General features: G+C 53.2%; 14 protein-coding genes. 7 read left to right on the plus strand and 7 right to left on the minus strand.

The features are described 5' to 3' along the window. Window positions 1-22: 22 nt before the first annotated feature. The gene (gene pabB, locus K0H63_RS09090; RefSeq protein ID WP_220067658.1) at window positions 23-1,438 is read right to left on the minus strand and encodes an aminodeoxychorismate synthase component I; all 1,416 of its coding nucleotides are present in this window, start codon (window positions 1,436-1,438) and stop codon (window positions 23-25) included. 161 nt (window positions 1,439-1,599) lie between these two features. On the opposite strand from pabB, the gene K0H63_RS09095 reads away from it, so the two are divergent. From K0H63_RS09095 to mdoH, 5 genes are all read left to right on the plus strand, one after another. Then, window positions 1,600-3,135 carry a fumarate hydratase gene (locus K0H63_RS09095; RefSeq protein WP_220067659.1) on the plus strand — a complete coding sequence of 512 codons (1,536 nt, stop codon included), beginning with the start codon at window positions 1,600-1,602 and terminating at the stop codon, window positions 3,133-3,135. Between the two features lie 418 nt (window positions 3,136-3,553). Next, window positions 3,554-5,608, plus strand: coding sequence for a dipeptidyl-peptidase 5 (locus tag K0H63_RS09100; RefSeq protein WP_220067660.1), 2,055 nt, complete (start codon window positions 3,554-3,556; stop codon window positions 5,606-5,608). Window positions 5,609-5,725: 117 nt separating this feature from the next. Continuing rightward, window positions 5,726-6,379, plus strand: coding sequence for a C40 family peptidase (locus K0H63_RS09105; protein WP_258405689.1), 654 nt, complete (start codon window positions 5,726-5,728; stop codon window positions 6,377-6,379). A 266-nt stretch (window positions 6,380-6,645) separates the two neighbouring features. Further along, window positions 6,646-8,268 carry a glucan biosynthesis protein G gene (locus K0H63_RS09110; protein WP_220067662.1) on the plus strand — a complete coding sequence of 541 codons (1,623 nt, stop codon included), beginning with the start codon at window positions 6,646-6,648 and terminating at the stop codon, window positions 8,266-8,268. Window positions 8,269-8,275: 7 nt separating this feature from the next. Beyond that, on the plus strand, window positions 8,276-10,453 hold the full coding sequence (gene mdoH, locus K0H63_RS09115) for a glucans biosynthesis glucosyltransferase MdoH (RefSeq protein WP_220067663.1): 2,178 nt from the start codon (window positions 8,276-8,278) through the stop codon (window positions 10,451-10,453). Between the two features lie 82 nt (window positions 10,454-10,535). Here mdoH and adhE read toward each other — a convergent pair whose 3' ends face one another. Next, window positions 10,536-13,139, minus strand: coding sequence for a bifunctional acetaldehyde-CoA/alcohol dehydrogenase (gene adhE, locus K0H63_RS09120; protein WP_220067664.1), 2,604 nt, complete (start codon window positions 13,137-13,139; stop codon window positions 10,536-10,538). 335 nt (window positions 13,140-13,474) lie between these two features. Here adhE and K0H63_RS09125 point away from each other — a divergent pair, with 335 nt between their 5' ends. Then, window positions 13,475-14,107: a YchE family NAAT transporter gene (locus K0H63_RS09125; RefSeq protein ID WP_011759808.1), complete on the plus strand. Its 633-nt coding sequence runs from the start codon at window positions 13,475-13,477 to the stop codon at window positions 14,105-14,107. A gap of 112 nt (window positions 14,108-14,219) precedes the next feature. On the opposite strand, the gene K0H63_RS09130 is transcribed toward K0H63_RS09125, so the two are convergent. From K0H63_RS09130 to K0H63_RS09140, 3 genes are all read right to left on the minus strand, one after another. Continuing rightward, window positions 14,220-15,551 carry an anti-phage deoxyguanosine triphosphatase gene (locus K0H63_RS09130; protein ID WP_220067665.1) on the minus strand — a complete coding sequence of 444 codons (1,332 nt, stop codon included), beginning with the start codon at window positions 15,549-15,551 and terminating at the stop codon, window positions 14,220-14,222. 9 nt (window positions 15,552-15,560) lie between these two features. Beyond that, window positions 15,561-16,148, minus strand: a complete 588-nt coding sequence (yfbR, locus tag K0H63_RS09135; protein ID WP_220067666.1) for a 5'-deoxynucleotidase — start codon at window positions 16,146-16,148, stop codon at window positions 15,561-15,563. Between the two features lie 176 nt (window positions 16,149-16,324). Further along, window positions 16,325-17,539: a pyridoxal phosphate-dependent aminotransferase gene (locus K0H63_RS09140; RefSeq protein WP_220067667.1), complete on the minus strand. Its 1,215-nt coding sequence runs from the start codon at window positions 17,537-17,539 to the stop codon at window positions 16,325-16,327. Window positions 17,540-18,183: 644 nt separating this feature from the next. Between K0H63_RS09140 and K0H63_RS09145 the strand changes: the two genes are divergently transcribed. Next, on the plus strand, window positions 18,184-19,566 hold the full coding sequence (locus tag K0H63_RS09145) for a Na+/H+ antiporter NhaC family protein (protein WP_220067668.1): 1,383 nt from the start codon (window positions 18,184-18,186) through the stop codon (window positions 19,564-19,566). Between the two features lie 368 nt (window positions 19,567-19,934). On the opposite strand, the gene efp is transcribed toward K0H63_RS09145, so the two are convergent. Together efp and earP are read right to left on the minus strand one after the other, a co-directional pair. Then, window positions 19,935-20,501 (minus strand): elongation factor P, encoded by a 567-nt coding sequence (gene efp / locus K0H63_RS09150; protein WP_203326952.1) that lies wholly within the window; start codon window positions 20,499-20,501, stop codon window positions 19,935-19,937. Between the two features lie 40 nt (window positions 20,502-20,541). After that, window positions 20,542-21,708: an elongation factor P maturation arginine rhamnosyltransferase EarP gene (earP, locus tag K0H63_RS09155; protein ID WP_220067669.1), complete on the minus strand. Its 1,167-nt coding sequence runs from the start codon at window positions 21,706-21,708 to the stop codon at window positions 20,542-20,544. Window positions 21,709-21,771 lie beyond the last annotated feature (63 nt).

Consider the following 21,771-nt stretch of genomic DNA (forward strand, 5'->3'; position numbering starts at 1 on the left):
CACCTGTAAAACGCATAAACAATTATTCCTGTTCCAGTATCGGCAAAATACGGCTGACCTTGTCGAAGGTTTCCTGATACTCACTGTCGACATTCGAGTCGGCCACCACGCCGCCACCGGCCCAGCAGTGAAGTTTGCCATCGACAGCCGCCAGGGTGCGAATGGTAATGCTGGTATCCATATTACCGTGCTGGCTGATATAACCGATGGAGCCACAGTAAATGCAGCGCCGGGAGGGCTCAAGCTCTTCAATAATTTCCATGGCGCGGATTTTTGGGGCGCCTGTAATAGAGCCGCCGGGGAAGGCTGCTCTCAATAAATCAAAGGCATCTTTGTTTGTGGCAAGCTCAGCGGTCACTGTGCTGACCAGGTGGTGCACCGCCGGGAAACTTTCCACATCAAAGAGCTTGGGCACCCGCACGCTGCCCGGGCTTGCTACCCGGCCGATATCGTTTCTCAGCAAATCCACAATCATCAGGTTTTCAGCCCTGTCTTTGGGCGAGGCTTTCAGCGCGATGGCATTGGCTTTATCAGCGTCTGGGTCGGCCAGTCGTGGCAAGGTGCCCTTGATAGGCTTGGTTTCCACCTGTCTGCCGTCGAGTTTGATAAACCGCTCCGGCGAAATGGACAAAATAGCGCCTTCTTCAAGCCGGATAAAGGCAGAGAAGGGCGCCCCATTGGCCGAGCGCAATTTAAGGTAGGCCTGCCACTCGCTGCCCCGATAATCGGCGCTGAACCTTTGGGTCAGGTTTATCTGGTAGCAGTCACCACTCGCTAAATACGACTGTACCCGATTGAATTTCTGCTGGTATTGGTCGCGGGTGATTTGAGGGGTAAATTTGGTCAGCAGCGAGAAACTGGCGTTGGACTCCGCCACGGTTTGGGCAGAGATACGCTGCTGTTCAAGCCATGCCAGTGTGTCGTTTAATGCGTCCTCCCCCAGATAATGCACCAATTGCCATGAATTGGATTGATAGCTTCGAATAAGCGCCCAGTCATAAAAGCCAACACAGGCCAATGGCAGTTTGATGTCGTCCTGAGCCGTGTTAGGTAGCCGCTCAATACGCCTGCCTAAATTGTAGCTAAAACTGCCTAATGCACCACCGGCAAAAGGTAGCGATGCATTTTTTTGAACGCTGAAAAGCGCATGCTGCACCGCCTGCAGCTGCGAAAAAGGGCACTCAGAGGTGTCGAGTCTCTGTGTATTGCCCCCATAGGTGAGTTCGGAGTGGCTCTCGTACACTTTCAACGTAGCAACAGGGGCTGCCACCAAAATATCACAGTGGGCGTCCATGTGCGGCGCATCGGCCGAGTCAAGCAGCATGGACCAGGGTAGATTGGACAATGGGGCAAAAACGTCGTTGCTGGATGCGGTCCAATCGAGGGTTTTAATGGCGAGCTGTGCATGATTTATACGAGTGGGCAGGGGTGGAAACATCGATTAACCTTATTCAACTTGTGATGTAGCCCAAAGATTTGCAACAGAGTATCATATTGGCCGAAAAAGGATTAACCAAAACAAAAGGCCTGGTCCCACAGGGTCTGTGGTCTTCCCTATAAATAGAGCTGTCAACAAAGCTGAGAGAGTCGGAGCATAACGTGTCAGAGAATCACTCGCCGGTCGTGATCAAGCAGGCCGATTTTATTGAAAGTGTTGCGGATGCACTGCAATACATCTCCTACTACCACCCTAAAGATTTTATCGATGCCATGGCTGAGGCCTACGAGCGCGAACAGAGCGCCGCCGCCAAAGACGCCATCGCTCAAATTCTGATTAACTCCCGCATGTCGGCCGAGGGCAAGCGTCCTCTGTGCCAGGACACCGGCATCGTGACCTGCTTTGTGAAAGTGGGCATGGGTGTGCAGTGGGATAAAACCGACATGACAGTGCAGCAGATGGTGGATGAAGGCGTTCGCCACGCTTACACCAACCCGGATAACCCACTGCGCGCATCCATCGTGGCCGACCCTGCCGGTGGCCGTAAAAATACCAAAGACAACACGCCGTCGGTGGTGCATATCGACATGGTGCCAGGTAACCATGTGGAAGTGGCCATTGCCGCCAAGGGCGGCGGCAGCGAGAACAAATCAAAGATGGTGATGCTTAACCCATCCGACGATATCGCCGCCTGGGTTGAAAAGACCCTGCCAACCATGGGCGCTGGCTGGTGTCCTCCCGGCATGCTGGGCATAGGTATCGGCGGCACAGCCGAGAAAGCCGCAGTGATGGCTAAAGAAGCCCTGATGGAAAGCATCGATATCCATGAGCTGATGGCCAAAGGCGCTGAAACCGCAGAAGAAAAACTGCGTCTGGATATTTTCGAGCGCGCCAACGGTCTGGGTATTGGTGCCCAGGGCCTCGGCGGTTTGACCACAGTGCTGGATGTAAAAATCAAATCTGCGCCAACTCACGCCGCCTCCAAGCCCGTGGTGATGATCCCCAACTGCGCAGCTACCCGTCACGTGCACTTCCATCTGGATGGCACAGGTCCTGCCGATCTGGCGCCGCCAAGCCTCAGTGACTGGCCTGAAATCACCTGGGAAGTGGGCGAGAGCGTGCGCCGCGTGAATTTGGACACAGTAACTCAGGCCGACATCGAAACCTGGAAGAGCGGCGACACCCTGCTGCTGTCCGGTAAGATGCTCACCGGCCGGGACGCGGCCCACAAGCGCATCCAAACCCTGATTGAGTCGGGTGAAGGTCTGCCGGAAGGCGTGGATTTCACCGGCAAGTTTATCTACTACGTGGGCCCGGTTGATCCGGTTGGTGACGAAGTCGTGGGTCCTGCCGGCCCAACCACAGCCACCCGCATGGATAAGTTTACCGATCTGATGCTGGATAAGACCGGCCTGATGGGCATGATTGGTAAGGCCGAACGTGGTCCTGCCACCGTTGAGTCTATCAAGCAGCACAAAGCCGTCTACCTGATGGCCGTTGGCGGCGCCGCGTATCTGGTATCCAAAGCCATCAAACACGCCCGTGTGGTGGCCTTTGAAGATCTGGGTATGGAAGCCATCTACGAGTTCGATGTGCAGGATATGCCAGTGACCGTGGCGGTGGACACTCAGGGTGTAAACGCCCACGAGACAGGCCCGGCCATCTGGAAAGTGAACATCCAGAACGCCAAGGCGTAATAGCCTAGGGGCTGTTGACGTTTCGAGATTAAATTTTGTTCGTTCTGGCAAGCCCGTGCTCGCGAAACGAGGAATGATGTGTAGTTATTCTACTCAAATGACGAGTGACAAAAAGCACGGGCTTTCCAAACGAACCCGTTGGGCAGCATTTGGCTGACGTTTCTGCCGCGTTAGCGTCCGTTAATGTAGCGTCACTACACTGCACGGACTTTGCCTTGCGTAAACATTAGCCAAATTGCTGCAAAATTAAACGTGTAACGTCAACAGCCCCTACTATTTTGATACAAATCCATAATTGAAAAGGGCCCAGACACACTTGTCCGGGCCCTTGTCTTTGGATTAAGGTGTCTTTTTTGCCGGGATGGCATATCTGGCCCATGGCCACTAACAATAACAAACAGTATTTCGGACAACATCCATGAAGAAATTAAGCGCTATCGCCCTGTCGCTGGCACTGGCCGGTGTATCCGGTGCCGCGTTCGCCTCGGGCGCCGAGCCGTTTTCGGTTCAGCATCTGGTGAAACTCAATAAAATGCATTCAGAAACCCTGTCCCCCGATGGCAGCAAACTGGTGTATGGCCTCAAAGAAATCAATGAGGATGGCAGCAGCGAGTCCAACCTGTTCCTGCTGGATTTGACCAACCCCGAAGCGGCACCACTGCAGCTGACCAGCGCCAAGGGCACTGAGCATGACGTGGTATTTGCCGCCGATGGCAAGTCAATCCTGTTTCTGGCAAGCCGTGATGGCACCAGTCAGCTTTACCGTCTGCCGTTAAACGGCGGCGAAGCGGTAAAAGTATCTGATTTGCCACTGGATATTAATGGCATCAAGCTGTCGCCAGACGGCAATAAGCTGGCCATGACCTTAAGGGTGTTCCCTGAGTGCGACACCCTGGAGTGTTCAAAAGACAAGTTTGACGCCGAAGCCAAGCGCAAGAGTAATGGCCGCGAGTACAGCCAGCTGATGGTGCGTCACTGGGATACCTGGCATGACCATGCCCGCAACCACCTGTTCGTGGCCGATATCAATGGCAAGACACTGGGTACGCCGGTGAATGTGACCCAGGGCCTGGATACCGAAGTGCCGCCCAAGCCATTTTCCGGCATGGAAGAAGTCGCCTTCACCGCTGACAGCCAGCATCTGGTATACAGCGCCAAGGCGCCTTCCAAAGATCAGGCCTGGACCACCAACTACGACTTGTGGAAAGTGAGCGTGAAGGGTGGCAAGGCAGAAAACCTGACCGAGAGCAACATCGCCTGGGATGCCCAGCCTGTGTTCAGCAGTGACGGTGCCTACATGGCTTATCTCGCCATGAAGCGTCCCGGTTTTGAAGCCGATCGCTACGCCATCATGCTGCGTGATCTGAAAACCGGTCAGGAAAAAGAAGTGGCCCCTCTGTGGGACAGAAGCCCATCTTCCATTCAGTTTGCCGATGATAATCGCACCCTGTATGTAACCGCGCAGGACGTGGGTCAGGTGTCGGTTTTCGAAGTGAACACCCAGTTTGGCGATGTGCGTTCCATCTATAACGATGGCAGCAACAGCCTCGTTGGTATTGCCGGTGACAAACTGGTGCTTAATCACCGCAGTTTGGTTGAGCCCGGCGATCTCTACACCATCGGCAAAGATGGCGATCGTCTGACCCGTCTGACCGAAGTAAACAAAGACAAGCTGGCCAAAATCAAATTCGGTGAGTTCCAGCAGTTCTCCTTCAAGGGCTGGAACAACGAAACCGTTCATGGTTACTGGATTAAGCCTGCTAACTACAAAGAAGGCAAAAAGTACCCTGTGGCCTATCTGGTGCACGGCGGTCCTCAGGGCTCCTTTGGTAACAGCTTCAGCCACCGCTGGAATGCCCAGCTGTGGGCCGGCGCCGGTTACGGTGTGGTGATGGTGGACTTCCATGGCTCTACCGGTTATGGCCAGGCCTTTACCGATTCCATTTCCCAGGATTGGGGCGGCAAGCCGCTGGAAGATCTGCAAAAAGGTCTCGCAGCCGTTGGCAGTCAGCAGAAGTGGCTTGATGTAAACAACGCCTGTGCCCTTGGCGGCTCCTATGGCGGCTACATGATGAACTGGATCCAGGGTAACTGGAACGACGGCTTCAAGTGTCTGGTGAACCACGCAGGTTTGTTCGACATGCGCTCCATGTACCATGTGACCGAAGAGCTGTGGTTCCCAGAGTACGAGTTTGGTGGCACTTACCAGAAGAACCGTGAGCTGTACGAGAAGTTCAACCCGGTCAACTATGTTGAAAACTGGAAAACACCCATGCTGGTTATCCACGGTGAAAAAGACTTCCGCGTACCCTACGATCAGGGCCTGGCAGCGTTCAGCTATATGCAGCGTAACGATATTCCATCGGAGCTGCTGATTTTCCCTGAGGAGAATCACTGGATCCTGAACCCTGACAACCTTCAGCAGTGGTATGCCAAGGTGCTGGGCTGGATGGACCGTTGGACCGCTAAGTAATCCAAACTCCTTGTAATACAAAGAAGAAGCCGGGCAATCGCCCGGCTTTTATTTTGAGAAAACTTCAGTATAGTGTCGCTTCTCTTCTTTTAAATGGATTTAGTCAGGAGCGCCATTATGGCCATGAAGACAATCAACTATCAGGACGCCAGAGCCCTGATGCAACCCGGAGACGTCATTGCTTTTGGCGGCCGGGCGCCTTTTTCTACGTTGACCAAGTTTATGACCCGCTCCAGCGTGTCCCACGTTGGGGTCATTTTGCAAACCCGGGTGGTAGAGGATGATTCCGGGCGTTTCTTCAATCAAATTATCGAATCCACCGAACTGAACGGATTTACCGGGGTGCAAATCAACCGGTTCAGCGACCGTTTGAGTTACGAAGGGGATATTTGGTGGCTGCCATTGTGTCCCGAGCTAAGAGCATCCCGGTTCAATCAAACCCGCTTTTACGACTTTCTGTTTAATCAGGCGAAGGCCCGCAAGCAGTTCGATTTGTCGCAGGCACTGATGTCGGCTTTCGACATGTTTGACAGCATTAAGGGGCCTGGCTACAACGAGCGTGACTACAGTCGTTTCTTTTGCTCAGAATTGGTAGCTGCGGCATTCGAAGAGGCGGGGCTTTCCGGTAGCGTAAATGCCAGCGAAGTGACACCCATTGATTTGTGCCGCTGGCGAATTTATAGCGACAACTATTATCTGCTCAAAGGGGAAGGCGAGCCCGAGATTTCCCGCTTTAACAGCAGTTGTCCTTCTGAGTGGAACTGCGCTTAGCTGACAAGGCTTTAGCCGAACAGGGGCGCAGGATTAGCCATGAAATCCTGCGCCGAATCGTTTATTTCAAAAAGTTATAAACATATAATTACAAAGTCTTCGCGGTAATAGGGTAAGCTCAACATTGTTTGTGCTTTTTTTTGCCGTTCTGATATCTTTCGCGCTTAGCGGGCCACGATATTTTTGCCATTAATTTTGGCATAAAACACATCGTCGCCTAAGCTATAAACACTCTTGTTTTCAACACTTTTCGGGTCATTCTCCCTATGGTTCGTTCTCCTCGCACCGCCAGTATAAAACCCAAGGCCGTGGCAGCCTTGCTGCTTGGCATGTCTGCTCTTTCCCCCTTGCATCTTTTTGGCGCTGAGCCAGAGCAGCTGCAAACGGTAAAACCTGCCGTTAAAGCGGAAATGCCGCCAAAGCCAACCAAGCCAACTCAGGTGCGTTTTGCCAAAACCGGTAATTTTGATGCGGACACCGTTGTGCGCATCGCAAGACAGCTTGCAGCCAAACCCTATGTCGCTTTGAGCGATCCGCTCCCGCCGGGTCTGGCTAACATCAGCTACGATGAATATCGCGATATTCGCTTCAAGCCAGAGCAGGCCATCTGGAAGCAGGACGGGTTGCCGTATCAGATGCAACTGTTCCACCGCGGCTTTTATTTCCAGGATTTGATTGAAATTGCCATTGTTGAAGGCAAAAAGTCGACTCACCTGTCTTACGACCCCTCACTGTTCAGTGCCGGTGAAGTTATTCGTGAAAAGCTGCCCAATGAAGACATTGGTTACAGCGGTTTGCGGGTACATTATCCGCTGAACAGCAGTGAATATTTTGACGAGCTCTTTGTGTTCCAGGGCGCCAGTTACTTCCGCGCCCTCGGTAAAGGCAACGCCTATGGCCTGTCTGCCCGGGGCCTTGCCATAAAAACTGCGGATCCGGCCGGTGAAGAATTCCCGGTCTTTCGCGCGTTCTGGATAGAAAAGCCCAATAACGAGACCAATCTCATTGTGGTCCATGCACTGCTGGACAGCCCCAGCGTGGCCGGTGCTTACCGTTTCTCCATCCGTCCCGGTGACAACACCCGTATGGATGTGGAAGCCGTGCTCTTCCCGCGGGTAGAGCTTGCCAAGGTGGGTCTTGCGCCCAGCACCAGCATGTACATGCATTCTCCCAATGGTCGCCATCTGACAGACGATTTTCGTCCTGCAGTGCATGACTCCGACGGTCTTTTGATGATCAATGGCCGTGGTGAGCGCCTGTGGCGTCCGCTGGCAAATCCAAAAGATCTGCAGGTGAGTGCCTTTATGGACAACTCCCCACAGGGCTTTGGTTTGCTGCAGCGCGAGCGCAACTACGTGAACTATCAGGATTTGGAAGCCAACTATGAGCGTCGTCCAAGCCTCTGGGTTGAACCCGTGGGTAACTGGGGCGCAGGTGCCGTGGTACTGACTGAAATCCCAACTCAGTCTGAAATTCACGACAACATTGTGGCCTTCTGGAAACCTCGTCAGCCACTCGCTGCCGGCAGTGAATACCGCTTTTCCTATCACCTGTCCTGGGGTGCCAACCCTGTGCCGGTGGATAACAGCATTATCGTAAGCCGCAGTGCCAGTGGCCGTGCCGACATCGCCAAGCCAACGCCAAAACGTTTGTTCGTGGTGGACTACGAGGTGAAAGGCGAAAAGCCCGGCAAGTTGCCCACGCCAAAGGTGGAGACCTCTGCGGGTGTTGTCAGCAATGTCGTTATCCGCGAAAATCCCAAATCCAATGGCTATCGTTTGTCCTTTGAGTTTGACCCGGGTGAAACCAGACTGGCCGAGTTCCGTGCCGAGCTTAAGTTTGACGAACCCCGCAGCGTAGAAACCTGGCTGTACCGTTGGACGCTCTGAGACAGGTATGACACACAAGTTGCTTGAAACTCCGTCTCCGGCGCTGGCCGGAGACACAGCCATGCCGCCGGAGCGTCCGGCGGACATGCCCACCCAGTCGCTCAAGTCCCTGAGCGAAGGCTTTCCCCGCACACCTGTATCACCCGCCGGTGTTAAGTCCAGTGCGCTGAAGCGTTGGTCAGTAGTGGGCTCTTCACTCCTGTTGTCTGCATTTGCCATTTATGAAATGCGCGGGGTGTTTTTACTCGGTGGCCTGACCCCATTGGAATACCTGGTGTTGGTACTCTTTGCCATCAACTTCTGTTGGATTGCCCTGGCATTTTGTGCCGGTATCGCCGGGATGATTTCTATCATTCGCGGTAAAAAATCCGCGGTGGATGAGGTGGAGCTCACTACCCGCACCGCCATCCTGATGCCCACCTACAACGAGTCCCCAGACAGGGTGTTCGCCGCGGTGGAAACAATGGCGCTGGCACTTGCCGATACGCCGGATGGTCATGCCTTTGATTGGTTTATCTTGAGTGATACCACAGATCCTGAAGTGGCACTCGCCGAAGAACACGCCTTTTGGCTGCTTCGTGAAGCCACCGCAGGCAAGGCGCGGGTGTATTATCGTCGCCGCCGCAAAAACGTTGCCCGAAAAGCCGGTAACGTGGCAGATTTTTGTCGGCGCTGGGGCAGCAGTTACGACCATCTGTTGGTGCTGGATGCCGACAGTGTGATGGAAACTTCCACCATAGTGTCGCTGGCAAGACGGATGCAGGCCGATCCCGACGCAGGCCTGATCCAGACTATTCCCGCCCTTATCAAGGGCACGACCCTGATGGCGCGGGTGCAGCAGTTTGCGGCACGTTTCTATGGCCCTGTGATTGGTACGGGTCTGGCGTGGTGGGTGCAAAAAGAAGGTAACTTCTGGGGTCACAATGCCATTATCCGCACCGAAGCCTTTATGAAGGCGGCAGGTTTGCCCCATTTGTCCGGTAAACCTCCCTTTGGCGGTCACATCCTCAGCCATGATTTTGTGGAAGCGGCGCTTATCCGCCGCGCCGGTTGGAGCGTGAAAATTGCTGCCGATCTCTATGGTTCGTACGAGGAATGCCCGCCATCGATTATCGATATGGCGGTACGCGATCGTCGCTGGTGTCAGGGTAACCTGCAACATACCCGTGTTCTGCCCGCCAAAGGCCTGCACTGGGTTAGCCGTATGCATCTGGTCACGGGGATCATGTCTTATCTGTCATCGCCTTTCTGGCTGATGCTCATCCTCTCGGGTTTGCTGCTGGCGCTGCAGGCGCACTACATACGCCCTGAGTACTTCTCGGATCAGTTCTCACTTTATCCCACCTGGCCCGTGATGGACTCCGACAGGGCATTGCGCCTTTTCTACATCACCATGGGGGTACTGTTTGGTCCCAAGATCTTTGGGTTGTTGCTGTTGGTGTTTGACAACAAAACCTGTAAGGCATTGGGCGGCAGACTGAGAATAGCGCTGAGCACCATCACCGAAGTGATACTCTCGGCCATGATCGCGCCCATTATGATGTTTATTCATTGTGGCGCCGTGCTCTCTATCCTCTTTGGCCGCGACAGTGGCTGGTCGCCACAGCGTCGTGACGATGGTAGCCTGCCGTGGAAAGATCTGATCTACCGCCACCGCTGGCACATGATTGCAGGTTTGCTCCTGGGTTATGCAGCCATTCTGGATTCCCTGACCCTGCTGGCATGGATGTCACCGGCCCTGGTTGGCCTTTGGCTTGCCGTACCCTTATCTGCCATCACGGCGTCCGGCCCCATCGGGCAATGGTTTAAGGACAGAAAAATTCTGGCCACGCCGGAAGAGGTGAATGAACCGGCCATAGTGGCGGCGGCATCGGCAAGGCGTGAATACTATGCCGAGGCCCTGGGTGAGAGCTGGAACGTGCCCATGCTGCTGGCTAATGCCGACATGATGGCGCTGCACATGAGCATTATGGATAAGTTGCCGACCCATGTGCCCGGCAGCCCCATCGAGCCTCTAGAGGCTATTGCCCGGGTTAAGGTGCACGAAGCCCAGTGTCAAACGAGTCTGCTGGCGCTCTTAAGCCGTCAGGAACTTGGCTATGTGCTGGGTAATCCTTTGCTGATGAAACACATGCAACAGTTGCCTGAAGCCTATGCCGATGACGATCTGGTGACTATCTGCTGAGAAGTGAATGGCCAAATGAAAAAGCCCGGCGATTGCCGGGCTTTTTTGTTGCTGTTAACGGGGAGGTTTTACTCCTTACCCATCAGCTGCGGTCCTGATAGGCACGTCCGTGGAAGCTGTCAATAAATAACTGTTTCAGCTCGCTAATCAGTGGGTAGCGCGGATTGGCGCCGGTGCACTGATCGTCAAAGGCATCTTCGGCCAGTTCATCGAGTTTGGCCATGAAGTCGGCTTCATTTACCCCGGCATCCTTGATGGACGCCGGAATGCCGATAGTGGCTTTAAGCTCCTCAATCTTGGCGATAAGCGCCTCAACCTTGGCTTCATCATTTTTGCCGGCAAGACCCAAGTGGCTTGCTATGGCGGCATAACGGCACAGGGCTTTGGGTCTGTCGTACTGGCTGAATGCCGCCTGCTTGGTAGGCAGGTCAGTGGCATTGAAGCGAATCACGTTGCTGATAAGCAGCGCATTGGCAAGGCCATGGGGCAGGTGGAACTCGGCGCCCAGTTTGTGGGCCATAGAGTGACAAATCCCCAGGAAGGCATTGGCAAAGGCGATACCGGCAATGGTGGCGCCATTGTGCACTTTCTCACGCGCCAGCGGTGCCTGAGCGCCTCTGGCGTAGCTGTCCGGCAGGTACTTGAAGAGCAAATCCAGCGCCTGCAGTGCCTGGCCGTCACTGTATTCGTTGGCCATCACGCTGACATAGGCTTCCAGTGCGTGGGTAATGGCATCGATACCGCCAAAAGCGGTGAGCGACTTGGGCATGTCCATCACCAGATTGGGATCGACAATGGCCATGTTGGGGGTCAGCTCATAGTCGGCAATAGGGTATTTGGCGCCGGTTTGCTCGTCGGTCACCACCGCAAAAGGTGTGACTTCGGAGCCGGTACCTGAGGTGGTTGGAATCGCCACCATCATCGTCTTGGCGCCGAGTTTGGGGAACTTGTAGATACGCTTACGGATATCCATAAAGCGCAGCGCGAGATCGGCAAAGTCCACGTCGGGATGCTCGTACATCACCCAAATGATTTTGGCCGCATCCATAGGAGAACCACCGCCCAGAGCCACTATCACATCGGGTTGGAAGCTGGTCGCCACTTTGGCACCGGCGCGCACCACGGCCAGGGTTGGGTCGGCTTCGACTTCGTAAAAGACTTCGGTTTCCAGTCCCTGAGACTTGAGAATGCGGATGGTTTCGTCGCAATAACCGTTATTGAACAGAAACTTGTCGGTGACTATCAGCGCACGCTTCTTGCCGCTCAGTTCTTCCAGGGCAATCGGCAGGCTGCCACGGCGGAAGTAAATGGACGATGGAAGCTTGTGCCACAGCATGTTCTCGGCCCTCTTGGCGACGGTTTTCTTGTTGATAAGATGGCTTGGACCTACGTTTTCGGAAATGGAGTTACCGCCCCAGGAGCCGCAGCCCAGGGTTAACGAAGGCGCGAGCTTGAAGTTATACAAGTCACCGATGCCGCCCTGTGAGGCTGGGGTGTTAATCAAAATACGGGCAGTCTTCATCCGGTAACCGAAGGTTTTCACCCGCTCATCCAGGGTGTCCTGATCGGTATAGAGCCCGGAGGTGTGGCCAATGCCGCCGAGGGCAACCAAAGCTTCGGCCTTGTCCAGCGCCTCTTCAAAGTTGGCAGCGCGGTACATGCCAAGCAGCGGTGACAGTTTCTCGTGGGCAAAAGCCTCTTTCTCATCGATGTCACTGACTTCACCAATCAGCACCTTGGTGTGGGTTGGCACCTTGATATTGGCCATGGCCGCAATGGTGGCGGCGCTTTGGCCGACGATGTCGGCATTAAGGCCACCGTCTTTGAGAATAACTTTCTGCAGCGCGGCGTTTTCTTTTTTGCTAAGCAGGTAGCCGCCGTGGCTGGCGAAGCGCTCCTTCACCGCATCGTATACCGCGTCTACCACAACAACCGCCTGCTCTGAGGCACATACCACACCGTTATCGAAGGTCTTGGACATCAAAATCGAGCTCACGGCGCGTTTGATGTCGGCGGTTTCGTCTATCACGATTGGGGTGTTGCCCGCGCCAACGCCAATGGCTGGTTTACCGGAGGAGTAGGCGGCTTTCACCATGCCGGGGCCGCCGGTGGCGAGAATAAGGTTAATCTTTTCGTGGGTCATCAGCTGGTTGGAAAGCGCCACCGAAGGCTGGTCAATCCAGCCGATAATGTCTTTCGGGGCACCGGCAGCGATGGCGGCATCCAGAACGATGCGGGCGGCGGTAGTGGTAGAAACCTTGGCCCTTGGGTGAGGTGAGAAGATGATGCCGTTACGGGTCTTTAAGCTTATCAGTGCTTTAAAGATAGCGGTGGAGGTTGGGTTGGTGGTGGGCACAATGCCGCAGATGATACCAACGGGCTCGGCAATGGTAATGGTGCCGAAGGTGGCATCTTCGGCGAGAATGCCGCAGGTCTTTTCGTCTTTGTACTTGTTGTAAATGTACTCGGAGGCGAAATGGTTTTTGATGACCTTGTCTTCAATAACCCCCATGCGGGTTTCTTCGGCGGCCATTTTGGCAAGACGAATGCGCGCATCGGCAGCGGCGAGGGCGGCGGCGCGAAAAATCTTGTCCACTTGCTCCTGACTGTAACAGGCAAACTGGGCCTGGGCCTTGGCGACGCGCTCTACCAGCGCGTTGAGTTCCTGAGTATTGGTGACTGTCATGATGAAGTTCCCGTAAAAAGAATGTTTAGCAAAAACTGAATTTAGCTAAAGACTCTTGCCTGTGACTGAAAATTACACCTATATAGGTATAGCCACCGTGATCTGTTACACAAAGCCGGGCTAATCTGAAATAAAACAACAGAAATGGCTACACTTTGATGACAAATTGCACGAATTGAAATTAAGGGATATTCATAAGCCATTTTTATGCGAACTTGTGACAATACGCAGAAAATCTCATTTTTCGGTATTTGCGGGTTAGGGTAGAGTAATCAACTGCTTCAATATGGCGTTAATTATCAGCAAATGGCCTCACCGGCCGCGGAGAACCCTGGGTGGACGTAACGGTTTATATAAAATTTTTTCTGGGATTGGTGGCCATCATCAACCCCATAGGTCTGCTGCCTGTGTTTGTGAGCCTCACAAGCCATCAGACCGAGGCCGAGCGTAACCACACGGGTAAAATCGCCAACCTGGCGGTTGTGATTATTCTGCTGGTGACCATAGTCGCGGGGCAGCACATCCTCAATATGTTTTCTATCTCGCTGTCAGCGTTTCGCATTGCCGGTGGCACCCTGATTGCCATCATCGCCTTGTCGATGCTCCAGGGTAAGCTGGGTGAGGTGAAGCGTAACCAGGAGGAAGACAGAGAGTCATCCGCGATGGAATCGGTAGCCGTGGTACCACTGGCATTGCCCTTGATGGCAGGCCCGGGCGCTATCAGCTCGGTGATAGTGTTTGCCGCTGAGCACAATAGCCTGATTGATTTGGCTGGTATGTTTGTCACAGTGTTGATTTTTGGCGCGCTCAGCTTTGGCCTGTTTCGCATGGCATCTGCCATCTACCGGGTATTGGGTAAAACCGGCATTAACGTTATCACCCGTCTAATGGGGCTTTTGATGCTTTCTATCGGTATCGAGGTGATGGCGGCAGGCTTCAAGGGATTGTTTCCCAACTTATTAGGTTAATAAATAACCCGATCACCAAAATTAAAATGCTTGAAAATTCGGTAGTGAAAAGCCCCGCATCACGTGCGGGGCTTTTTTGTGCTTTGGGTTTAACCTGGCGATATCTGGATGATTAGAAATCCTGACCCAGATCGCTCAGGCCGCCAAGGCGGGGACTGAAAAGTTGATGGTGCATGCGAATGGCGAATTCGTCTGTCATCCCTGAGATATAGTCGGCAATCACCCGCATGGCATTTTCACCCTTGTCGGACGTTTCGCGCCAGCGCCCCTGAGTATTGAGTGGCAGCAGCCGCTCTGGATCCGACGCAAAGGCTTCAAACAGTTGCATCACCATTTGCTGCCCCTTGTATTCCAGCATTTGTACTTCGGGTTTTCTTACCACATAACGCCAGACAAACCGCTTAAGTGCGTTGAGGGCCAGGGCGAACTCCTCTTCCAGCACCGCGTTATGTCGAAGCAGCGGCTCATCAAAACGCGCATCTTCCACTATGGTGATGGAGGTGACGAAGCCATTAACCAGGGTGCCAATGGCATCTTTACGAAGATGGTGCTCAGGGGAGAAAAGGTGCTCATCGATGGCGCCGAGTTCACTCTTTATCCAGCTGTCACCGCTCTCTTTAAGCAGCGGCGCAACGCCATCGAGCCACTGCTCCCGGCTGACAATACCCATTACTATGGCATCTTCCAGATCGTGTACCGCATAGGCGATATCGTCTGCGAGCTCCATAATGGTGGCGTCGAGAGATTTGAAAAGTGTGCGGCCGTGTCGACGTCCTTCTGGCGGAGTAAACTGGCAGAACAGCGCCCTGTCTGATTGCGACAGGGGCGAAAGCACCCAATTGAGCATATCGGCGTCTTCGCCAAATACCGCTTTTACCGGCGGCCAGTCGGCGGGGCGTAGCTGGCGATAATGGGCGACTTCCACATGGGGCGCGCTGGATTTAAGTTCGGCGGCAAGTTGCGGATACTTTAAAATGCCAAGCAGAGTGCGGCGGCACAGGTTCATGCCAAAGCCGGGGGTATAGGGTTCAAGCTTGGTAAGGATGCGAAAAGTCTGACCGTTGCCTTCAAAGCCCCCATGGTCGCGCATCATGTAATTGAGCGCGACCTCACCGCCGTGGCCGAAGGGTGGATGGCCGATATCGTGGGCGAGGCACAGGGATTCAATCAGGCTCATGGAGTCAATCAGGGACTCCTTATCAGGATGTTTTCGCTTTAGCTGGGCTGCAATGCCGGTGCCGATTTGCGACACTTCCAACGAGTGGGTGAGGCGGGTGCGGTAAAAGTCGTTCATTCCCACGCCAAGCACCTGGGTTTTGGCCTGCAAGCGCCTGAAGGCGGCGCTGTGCAGCACGCGGGCGCGGTCACGCTGAAATGGACTTCTGTGGTCGTTGCGTCTGTGTTTTTCTTCGCCGTGGCGGCGTTCATGCCATGGATTGTACATCTTGGCTCCTCAGAGCATACGGTTTATCTCGTCCAGATCCAGTTTGAAGCTGGGCACATAACAATCGATAAAATACTTCACCGCCGGATTGGGATTGGCCTGGAGCATGGCTTCCAATCGGCTGCGGGCTGTGTTGAACTCGCGGTTACCGGCTTTGAGCTCCTCCAGACACTTAAGATAAGCACACAGGGTGTCGGCGGATTTCACCAGCTGTTTTATCTCATCATCCGCATCATCGGCTATCAGCAGAGGGCGATAGTCGTCTTTAAACTCTTCCGGAACCATCTCGAGCAGCCTTTCCTCGGCAATGGCCTCGATTTTTTTGTACTCAAACTCGATGTCTTTATTGAAGTACTTCACCGGTGTGGGCAAATCGCCCGTCAGCACTTCTGAGGCATCGTGAAATATCGCCAGCGTGGCGGCCTTGTAAGCATCCACCTGCATACCAAACTGGCGATTGGCAATGACAGCCAGGCCATGGGCCACCATGGCCACCTGCAACGAGTGCTCCTGCACATTTTCGGAGCGAACATTAAACATGAGTGGCCAGCGCTGAATAAGCTTGAGGCGAGCAAGATGGGCAAAAAGATGACTCATACTAGTTTCCCTGCTGTGCAAAAGGTGGCGCGGAGGATGCGCGAAATGAACTGGGATAAGCTCACTTTACAGCAACTTAATGAAGAATGTCACATGAACAAGCGAACCGCATAAACACAGACGCCGACATTGCTGTCGGCGTCTGTTTTCTTTCCGGGGAATATAGATTGTCTGGGTTACTGGCGATAGTTTTCCAAAAACTCTCCAAAGGCGCTGAGCGCCTTTTCCAGATCTTCCTTATGGGGCAAAAATACCACCCGCAGATGATCAGGTTCCGGCCAGTTAAAGGCACTGCCCTGGACCAGCAGAATTTTCTTTTCCTTTAACAAATCCAGCACCAATCGCTCGTCGTCACGCAGATTAAATCGCTTGGGATCTAATTTGGGGAAGGCATACAGGGCACCCTTGGGCTTTTTACAGCTCACCCCGGGGATGGCATTCAGGTACTCATAGCAGGTGTCGCGCTGCACGCTTAACCGGCCGGTGGGCAGAATAAGCTCATTAATACTCTGGTAGCCACCGAGCGCAGTTTGCACCGCATGCTGATTGGGTACGTTGGCACACAGACGCATAGAGGCAAGCATATCCAGGCCTTCGATGTAACTCTTCGCGGCCTTGAGATTGCCAGAAAGCATCATCCAACCGACTCGGAATCCAGCTGCGCGATAGGCTTTTGACAGGCCATTAAAGGTCACGGTAAGAATGTCATCGGACAAACCGGCGGCGGGTATGTGCACAGCGTCGTCATAGAGGATTTTATCGTAAATCTCATCGGCAAAAAGGATAAGGGCATGCTGGCGACAAAGCTCAATAATCTCCAGTAGCAGCTCACGGCTGTATACGGCGCCGGTTGGATTGTTGGGATTGATTATCACAATCGCACGGGTGCGCGGGCTGATTTTTGCTTTGATATCTTCAAGGTCCGGAAACCAGTCTGATTCTTCATCACAGCGATAATGTACTGCCTTGCCACCGGCCAGATTGGCTGCCGCTGTCCAAAGTGGGTAATCGGGGGAGGGGATAAGTACTTCATCGTCACTGTTCAGAAGCCCCTGCAGCGCCATCACAATCAACTCTGAAACCCCGTTTCCTATATAAACGTCTTCAATATCAACGCCAAAAATGCCTTGGGATTGATAATGCTGCACTATGGCTTTTCGGGCAGAAAACAGACCCTTGGATTCACAATAGCCCTGGGCGCTGGGGAGATTCAAAATGACATCACGGACGATTTCTTCCGGTGCTTCAAAACCAAAGGGGGCCGGGTTGCCAATATTCAGTTTGAGGATCCTGTGGCCTTCGTCTTCCAGACGACGGGCCTCCTTGTGCACCGGACCACGAATGTCGTAGCAAACGGTGTCTAATTTATTGGACTTAATGATGGGACGCATCCTGTACCTCTGGGCCCTGGTCTGTTGGAAAAATATGGCGTGCTCGCCAGAGGCTCACAATAACCAAGTTCAAGACAACATAAAAGAGAACAAACATCAAAAATATAAAATAAATTCAGTAATAAACACTGAAAAAGCCATCTTTAAATTAGCGTGAAAAGCATAACATGCTGCGCCGATCGTGTTTGTAAGTGTTGCATACCTGAGTATAGGTATCGCAGCGCAGACACTGCCAGCGTGTGGCCATTTGGCAGGACTCGGCGGCTGATTGATAAAGTCTTACGCAGAAATCAAAAAAGCCTGCAAAAAATACGCATGTCTATTCGATAATTCAGGGCGAACATGCGTGGATCTGATCCAATTTAACTTACTGATAATTAATTAATAAAATCCAATAAAAAGTGTGTGGTCAAAAAAGAACCGCTTTGAATGGAATTTCTGGTTGACTGGTCGGACGATGCACATTATTTTCTGCCCGATGTTTTTACCCAGGCACGAACAATAGCGGCAGCTGTAACCTGACCGACTGGCGGTATGCCCATAATAAAGCAGAAAAATCGGTGCCCTGGAGAGAATGAGGTCCTCAGGGTGCCGGCACCCAGAAACTTTTGCCCTCGTTGGGCCCTGATAGAGGACCTGTTTGCATGTCTGAGCCGACAGCGATAAGTCTGATCCCACCCTTTGTGGTGCTGGCGTTGGCCATTTGGCTGCGTCGTCCAATCCTTGCCCTGATCATCGGCGCCGTTGCCGGTTTGCTCCTGCTGGACCCTTCTTCCGTGCTTGGTAACTTTGCCGATGCATCTTTGAAGGTGATGCAGGATGAAACCATTGGCTGGCTTATTCTGGTGTGTGGCAGCTTCGGCGCCCTGATTGCGCTTCTGGTTCGCACCGGCGGTGCTCTCGCATTTGGTCGTAAAGCGATTTTGATGGCCAAGGGCCGAAAATCTTCGCTGTTTATGACCTTTGTGCTGGGTCTGGTGATCTTTATCGACGATTACCTGAATGCGCTTACCGTGGGTGAAACCATGAAGCGTGTGACCGACAAATTTAAAGTATCCCGCGAGATGCTGGCTTACGTTGTTGACTCCACCGCCGCCCCTGTGTGTGTGCTGGTGCCGCTGTCGACCTGGGCAGTGTTCTTCGGTGGTCTTCTGGTAGACAACGGTGTGGCTGCTGACGGTGAAGCCATCAGCGTCTATATGTCGGCCATTCCCTATATGCTGTATGCCTGGCTTGCGGTCATCATGGTGCTTTTGGTTGTGGTAGGTGTGGTGCCTGCCATCGGCCCAATGAAAAAGGCCGAGCTGGCTGCTGCTCAGGGTGAGCCTGCCAAAGCGCAGGTAGACTGGGAAGAAGTGCACACCTCCGACGAATACGCCGTAAAAGCTATCGAAGACGAGTTTGAGCACGCCGACCAGCACGGTAAGCTGCATAACTTTTTGGTGCCGCTGGGTCTTCTGGTTGCCTTTACCGTGTATTTCGATATCGATGTCTGGAAGGGTTTGCTTGCCACTCTGGCCGTGACTCTGCCTTACTATGCCGTACAAAAGCTGATGCCAATGTCTGAGATGATGGATCAGATGATTGACGGCTTTAAGAGCATGTTGCCTGCCATTGGTACCGTGGTTGCCGCCTTTATCTTTAAGGATGTGTGCGATCAGTTGCTGCTGCCTCAGTACGTGATTGATACCTTGAGCCCTTATATGACAGCCAAGATGCTGCCGGCGATTGTGTTCCTGGCAATGGCGGTGCTGGCGTTTGCCACCGGCTCGAGCTGGGGTATCTTTGCGGTGACCATTCCGATTGTGATGCCACTGGCCAATGCCGTTGGTGCCGATACCGCGCTGGTGATTGGTGCGCTCCTGTCAGCGTCTTCATTCGGTAGCCAGGCGTGCTTCTACTCAGATTCCACCGTACTGGCCGCTCAGGGCTCAGGCTGTAATCTGGTCAGCCACGCGGTTACTCAGCTTCCCTATGCGCTGATTGCTGCTGCCTTGGCCTTTGTGGGCTTTATCCTGCTGGCCTGATTGCTGCTGCTATCCACATAAAAACACCCGGCTTGCCGGGTGTTTTTTTATGCCTGACTATCTGACTTGATATCCGGCTCGCGGACTGCTGCCACCGTACATTGGATGCGTTGTCAGTCGAGTGTCTTGATGTACTGCAGTAGGCGCTATTCATCTGTTCTTCGGCTTTACCAGTCAGCTTTGCAGGATAAGGTCGCTTAAGGGGAGTACACATGAGTAAATGGGAGAGGTATCCGCTTCACCTCGGCGACTGCTGTGCAGGCGCGTTGATGCATAGGTGGTCAGGTGAAGACCCTGGGTTCATCGAGGATGTGGATGTCAAACAAAAAAGCCAGCACTGGGCTGGCTTTTAACTCATTGAAGGGCGATTAGTTTACGCGCTTCTTGAATTCACCGGTACGGGTGTCGATTTCGATTTTGTCGCCTTCTTTAACGAAGTCAGCAACCATCAGCTCGATATCGCTGCCAACCAGTTTGGCAGGCTTCATTACTTTACCGGAGGTGTCACCACGGGCAGCTGGCTCGGTGTAGCCAACTTCACGGATGATGGTGGTTGGCATTTCAACAGAAATGGCCTTGCCTTCGTAGAAGGTTACCTGACAGGTTTCTTCCATGCCATCAACGATGTACTTGGCAGCGTCGCCTACGTTCTCGGCTTCAACGTCGTACTGGTTGTACTCGGCATCCATGAATACGTACATTGGGTCAGCGAAGTAAGAGTAGGTGCAATCCAGACGCTCCAGAACGATAACGTCCATCTTGTCTTCACCCTTGAAGGTGGTCTCGGTAGAAGAGTCGATCAGCAGGTTTTTCAGCTTCATCTTAACGATGGCAGCGTTACGGCCTGAACGGGTGGTTTCAGTCTTCTGAACAACCCATGGGCTGTCGTTAAACATGATCACGTTACCGGGACGGATTTCATGAGCAGTTTTCATTACTAAATTTCCTATATCTTGGACGTTTAACTTTAAGGCGCTATCTTAACGATTTTTTGACGAATTGCACTAGCCTGGTTGCCAGATCTGTCGTCTTAAGTGCATCGATTGGCCATTGTTTGGCGTGTGCCAACAAAGGCGAAGCGAAAGATTCGATATTTTGCCAGTGCTGCTGCACGGCATCCGCCTGTTGCTGATTGAACGCAAGGTTCAAGTTTTTCCAGCAATCTGCAATCTCAGGAGCCAGATTATCGCAGTAAAGGCGCATAAAAGCTTCTAATTTTACCAGGTGGTAGTCTTCTTCCTGCTGGTAAATGTGCCAAATAAAAGGTCGGCCTGCCCATTGTGCCCGTAAAAAGGAGTCTTCGCCCCGTACGATATTAAAATCGGCGCTCCAAAGCAGGCGATCGTAGCCGGCCTGATCGGTCATTGGCAGTATATGGATGCTAAGAGCGCCGTGACAAAACCGCTCGCCTGGTGTGACATCGGCCGGGGACTTGGGCAGATAAGACGCCAAACTGCTGAGGCTGCGTCCCTTTGGCACCAACAGATGCACAGGACTGGATGAAGCTGACCAAAGGGCACAGAGGCCCTCAAGTGCCAGGGTTTCATAGCTGAAGAGGCTGACGACCTTATCATCCTTTTCGATGCCACTCAGCCCCAGGCTTTTAAAAAGATTGAGCTTGTTGGCACTGTCGGCTTGCCAGGCATCCCTTTCATCAAAGAGTGTCCGTTCGCAGATAAGGCCACCACTGGCGGCAGAAAACCCGGGCATATAAAAGTACTTGTTGATGCCGCCGCCCTGAAAGGAAGGCAATCCATGGCAACCGTCAACCCAGTCTTCTGCGCTCAGGTATTCAAGATTGAGCCAAAGCGGGGGTGTAGGCGCAGATTTAGCAGTGGCCTTGACCGGTTCAGGCAATTCACAGGCAAAGGCTTCAATCAGCACGGCGCCGGGCGTGTAATCGACATTCAGCGGCGTATTCCACTGATTAATAGTGACGCCTTCCAGAGTCTGCGAGCTCAGCGTTGGGTCAAGCGTTGGCAATATATGGGCAAAGCTTTTGAGGTCATCCACCCAAAGCACAATGGCAAGCTGATATTCCAATGCCAGTTGTTTTGACAGACGCCAGGTAACGCCAATATCGCCGTAGTTATCGACGACGGCACAAAAGATGTCCCAGTGGTTGGAATGAGGACTGGTCATAGAAGCGAGAGACCCGAATTCAATTGGCGCTGAAATGAAAAAGCGGCGTAAACGCCGCCTTTT

The sequence above is a fragment of the Shewanella zhangzhouensis genome (genome assembly GCF_019457615.1).
Taxonomy (GTDB): Bacteria; Pseudomonadota; Gammaproteobacteria; order Enterobacterales; family Shewanellaceae; genus Shewanella; species Shewanella zhangzhouensis.

Bases quoted from the DNA above. Each gene is read 5' to 3' on its own strand.
- pabB (WP_220067658.1), bottom strand. From the start codon at position 1,438: ATGTTTCCACCCCTGCCCACTCGTATAAATCATGCACAGCTCGCCATT.
- K0H63_RS09100 (WP_220067660.1), top strand. From the start codon at position 3,554: ATGAAGAAATTAAGCGCTATCGCCCTGTCGCTGGCACTGGCCGGTGTA.
- K0H63_RS09105 (WP_258405689.1), top strand. From the start codon at position 5,726: ATGGCCATGAAGACAATCAACTATCAGGACGCCAGAGCCCTGATGCAA.
- K0H63_RS09110 (WP_220067662.1), top strand. From the start codon at position 6,646: ATGGTTCGTTCTCCTCGCACCGCCAGTATAAAACCCAAGGCCGTGGCA.
- mdoH (WP_220067663.1), top strand. From the start codon at position 8,276: ATGACACACAAGTTGCTTGAAACTCCGTCTCCGGCGCTGGCCGGAGAC.
- adhE (WP_220067664.1), bottom strand. From the start codon at position 13,139: ATGACAGTCACCAATACTCAGGAACTCAACGCGCTGGTAGAGCGCGTC.
- K0H63_RS09130 (WP_220067665.1), bottom strand. From the start codon at position 15,551: ATGTACAATCCATGGCATGAACGCCGCCACGGCGAAGAAAAACACAGA.
- yfbR (WP_220067666.1), bottom strand. From the start codon at position 16,148: ATGAGTCATCTTTTTGCCCATCTTGCTCGCCTCAAGCTTATTCAGCGC.
- K0H63_RS09140 (WP_220067667.1), bottom strand. From the start codon at position 17,539: ATGCGTCCCATCATTAAGTCCAATAAATTAGACACCGTTTGCTACGAC.
- K0H63_RS09145 (WP_220067668.1), top strand. From the start codon at position 18,184: ATGTCTGAGCCGACAGCGATAAGTCTGATCCCACCCTTTGTGGTGCTG.
- efp (WP_203326952.1), bottom strand. From the start codon at position 20,501: ATGAAAACTGCTCATGAAATCCGTCCCGGTAACGTGATCATGTTTAAC.
- earP (WP_220067669.1), bottom strand. From the start codon at position 21,708: ATGACCAGTCCTCATTCCAACCACTGGGACATCTTTTGTGCCGTCGTC.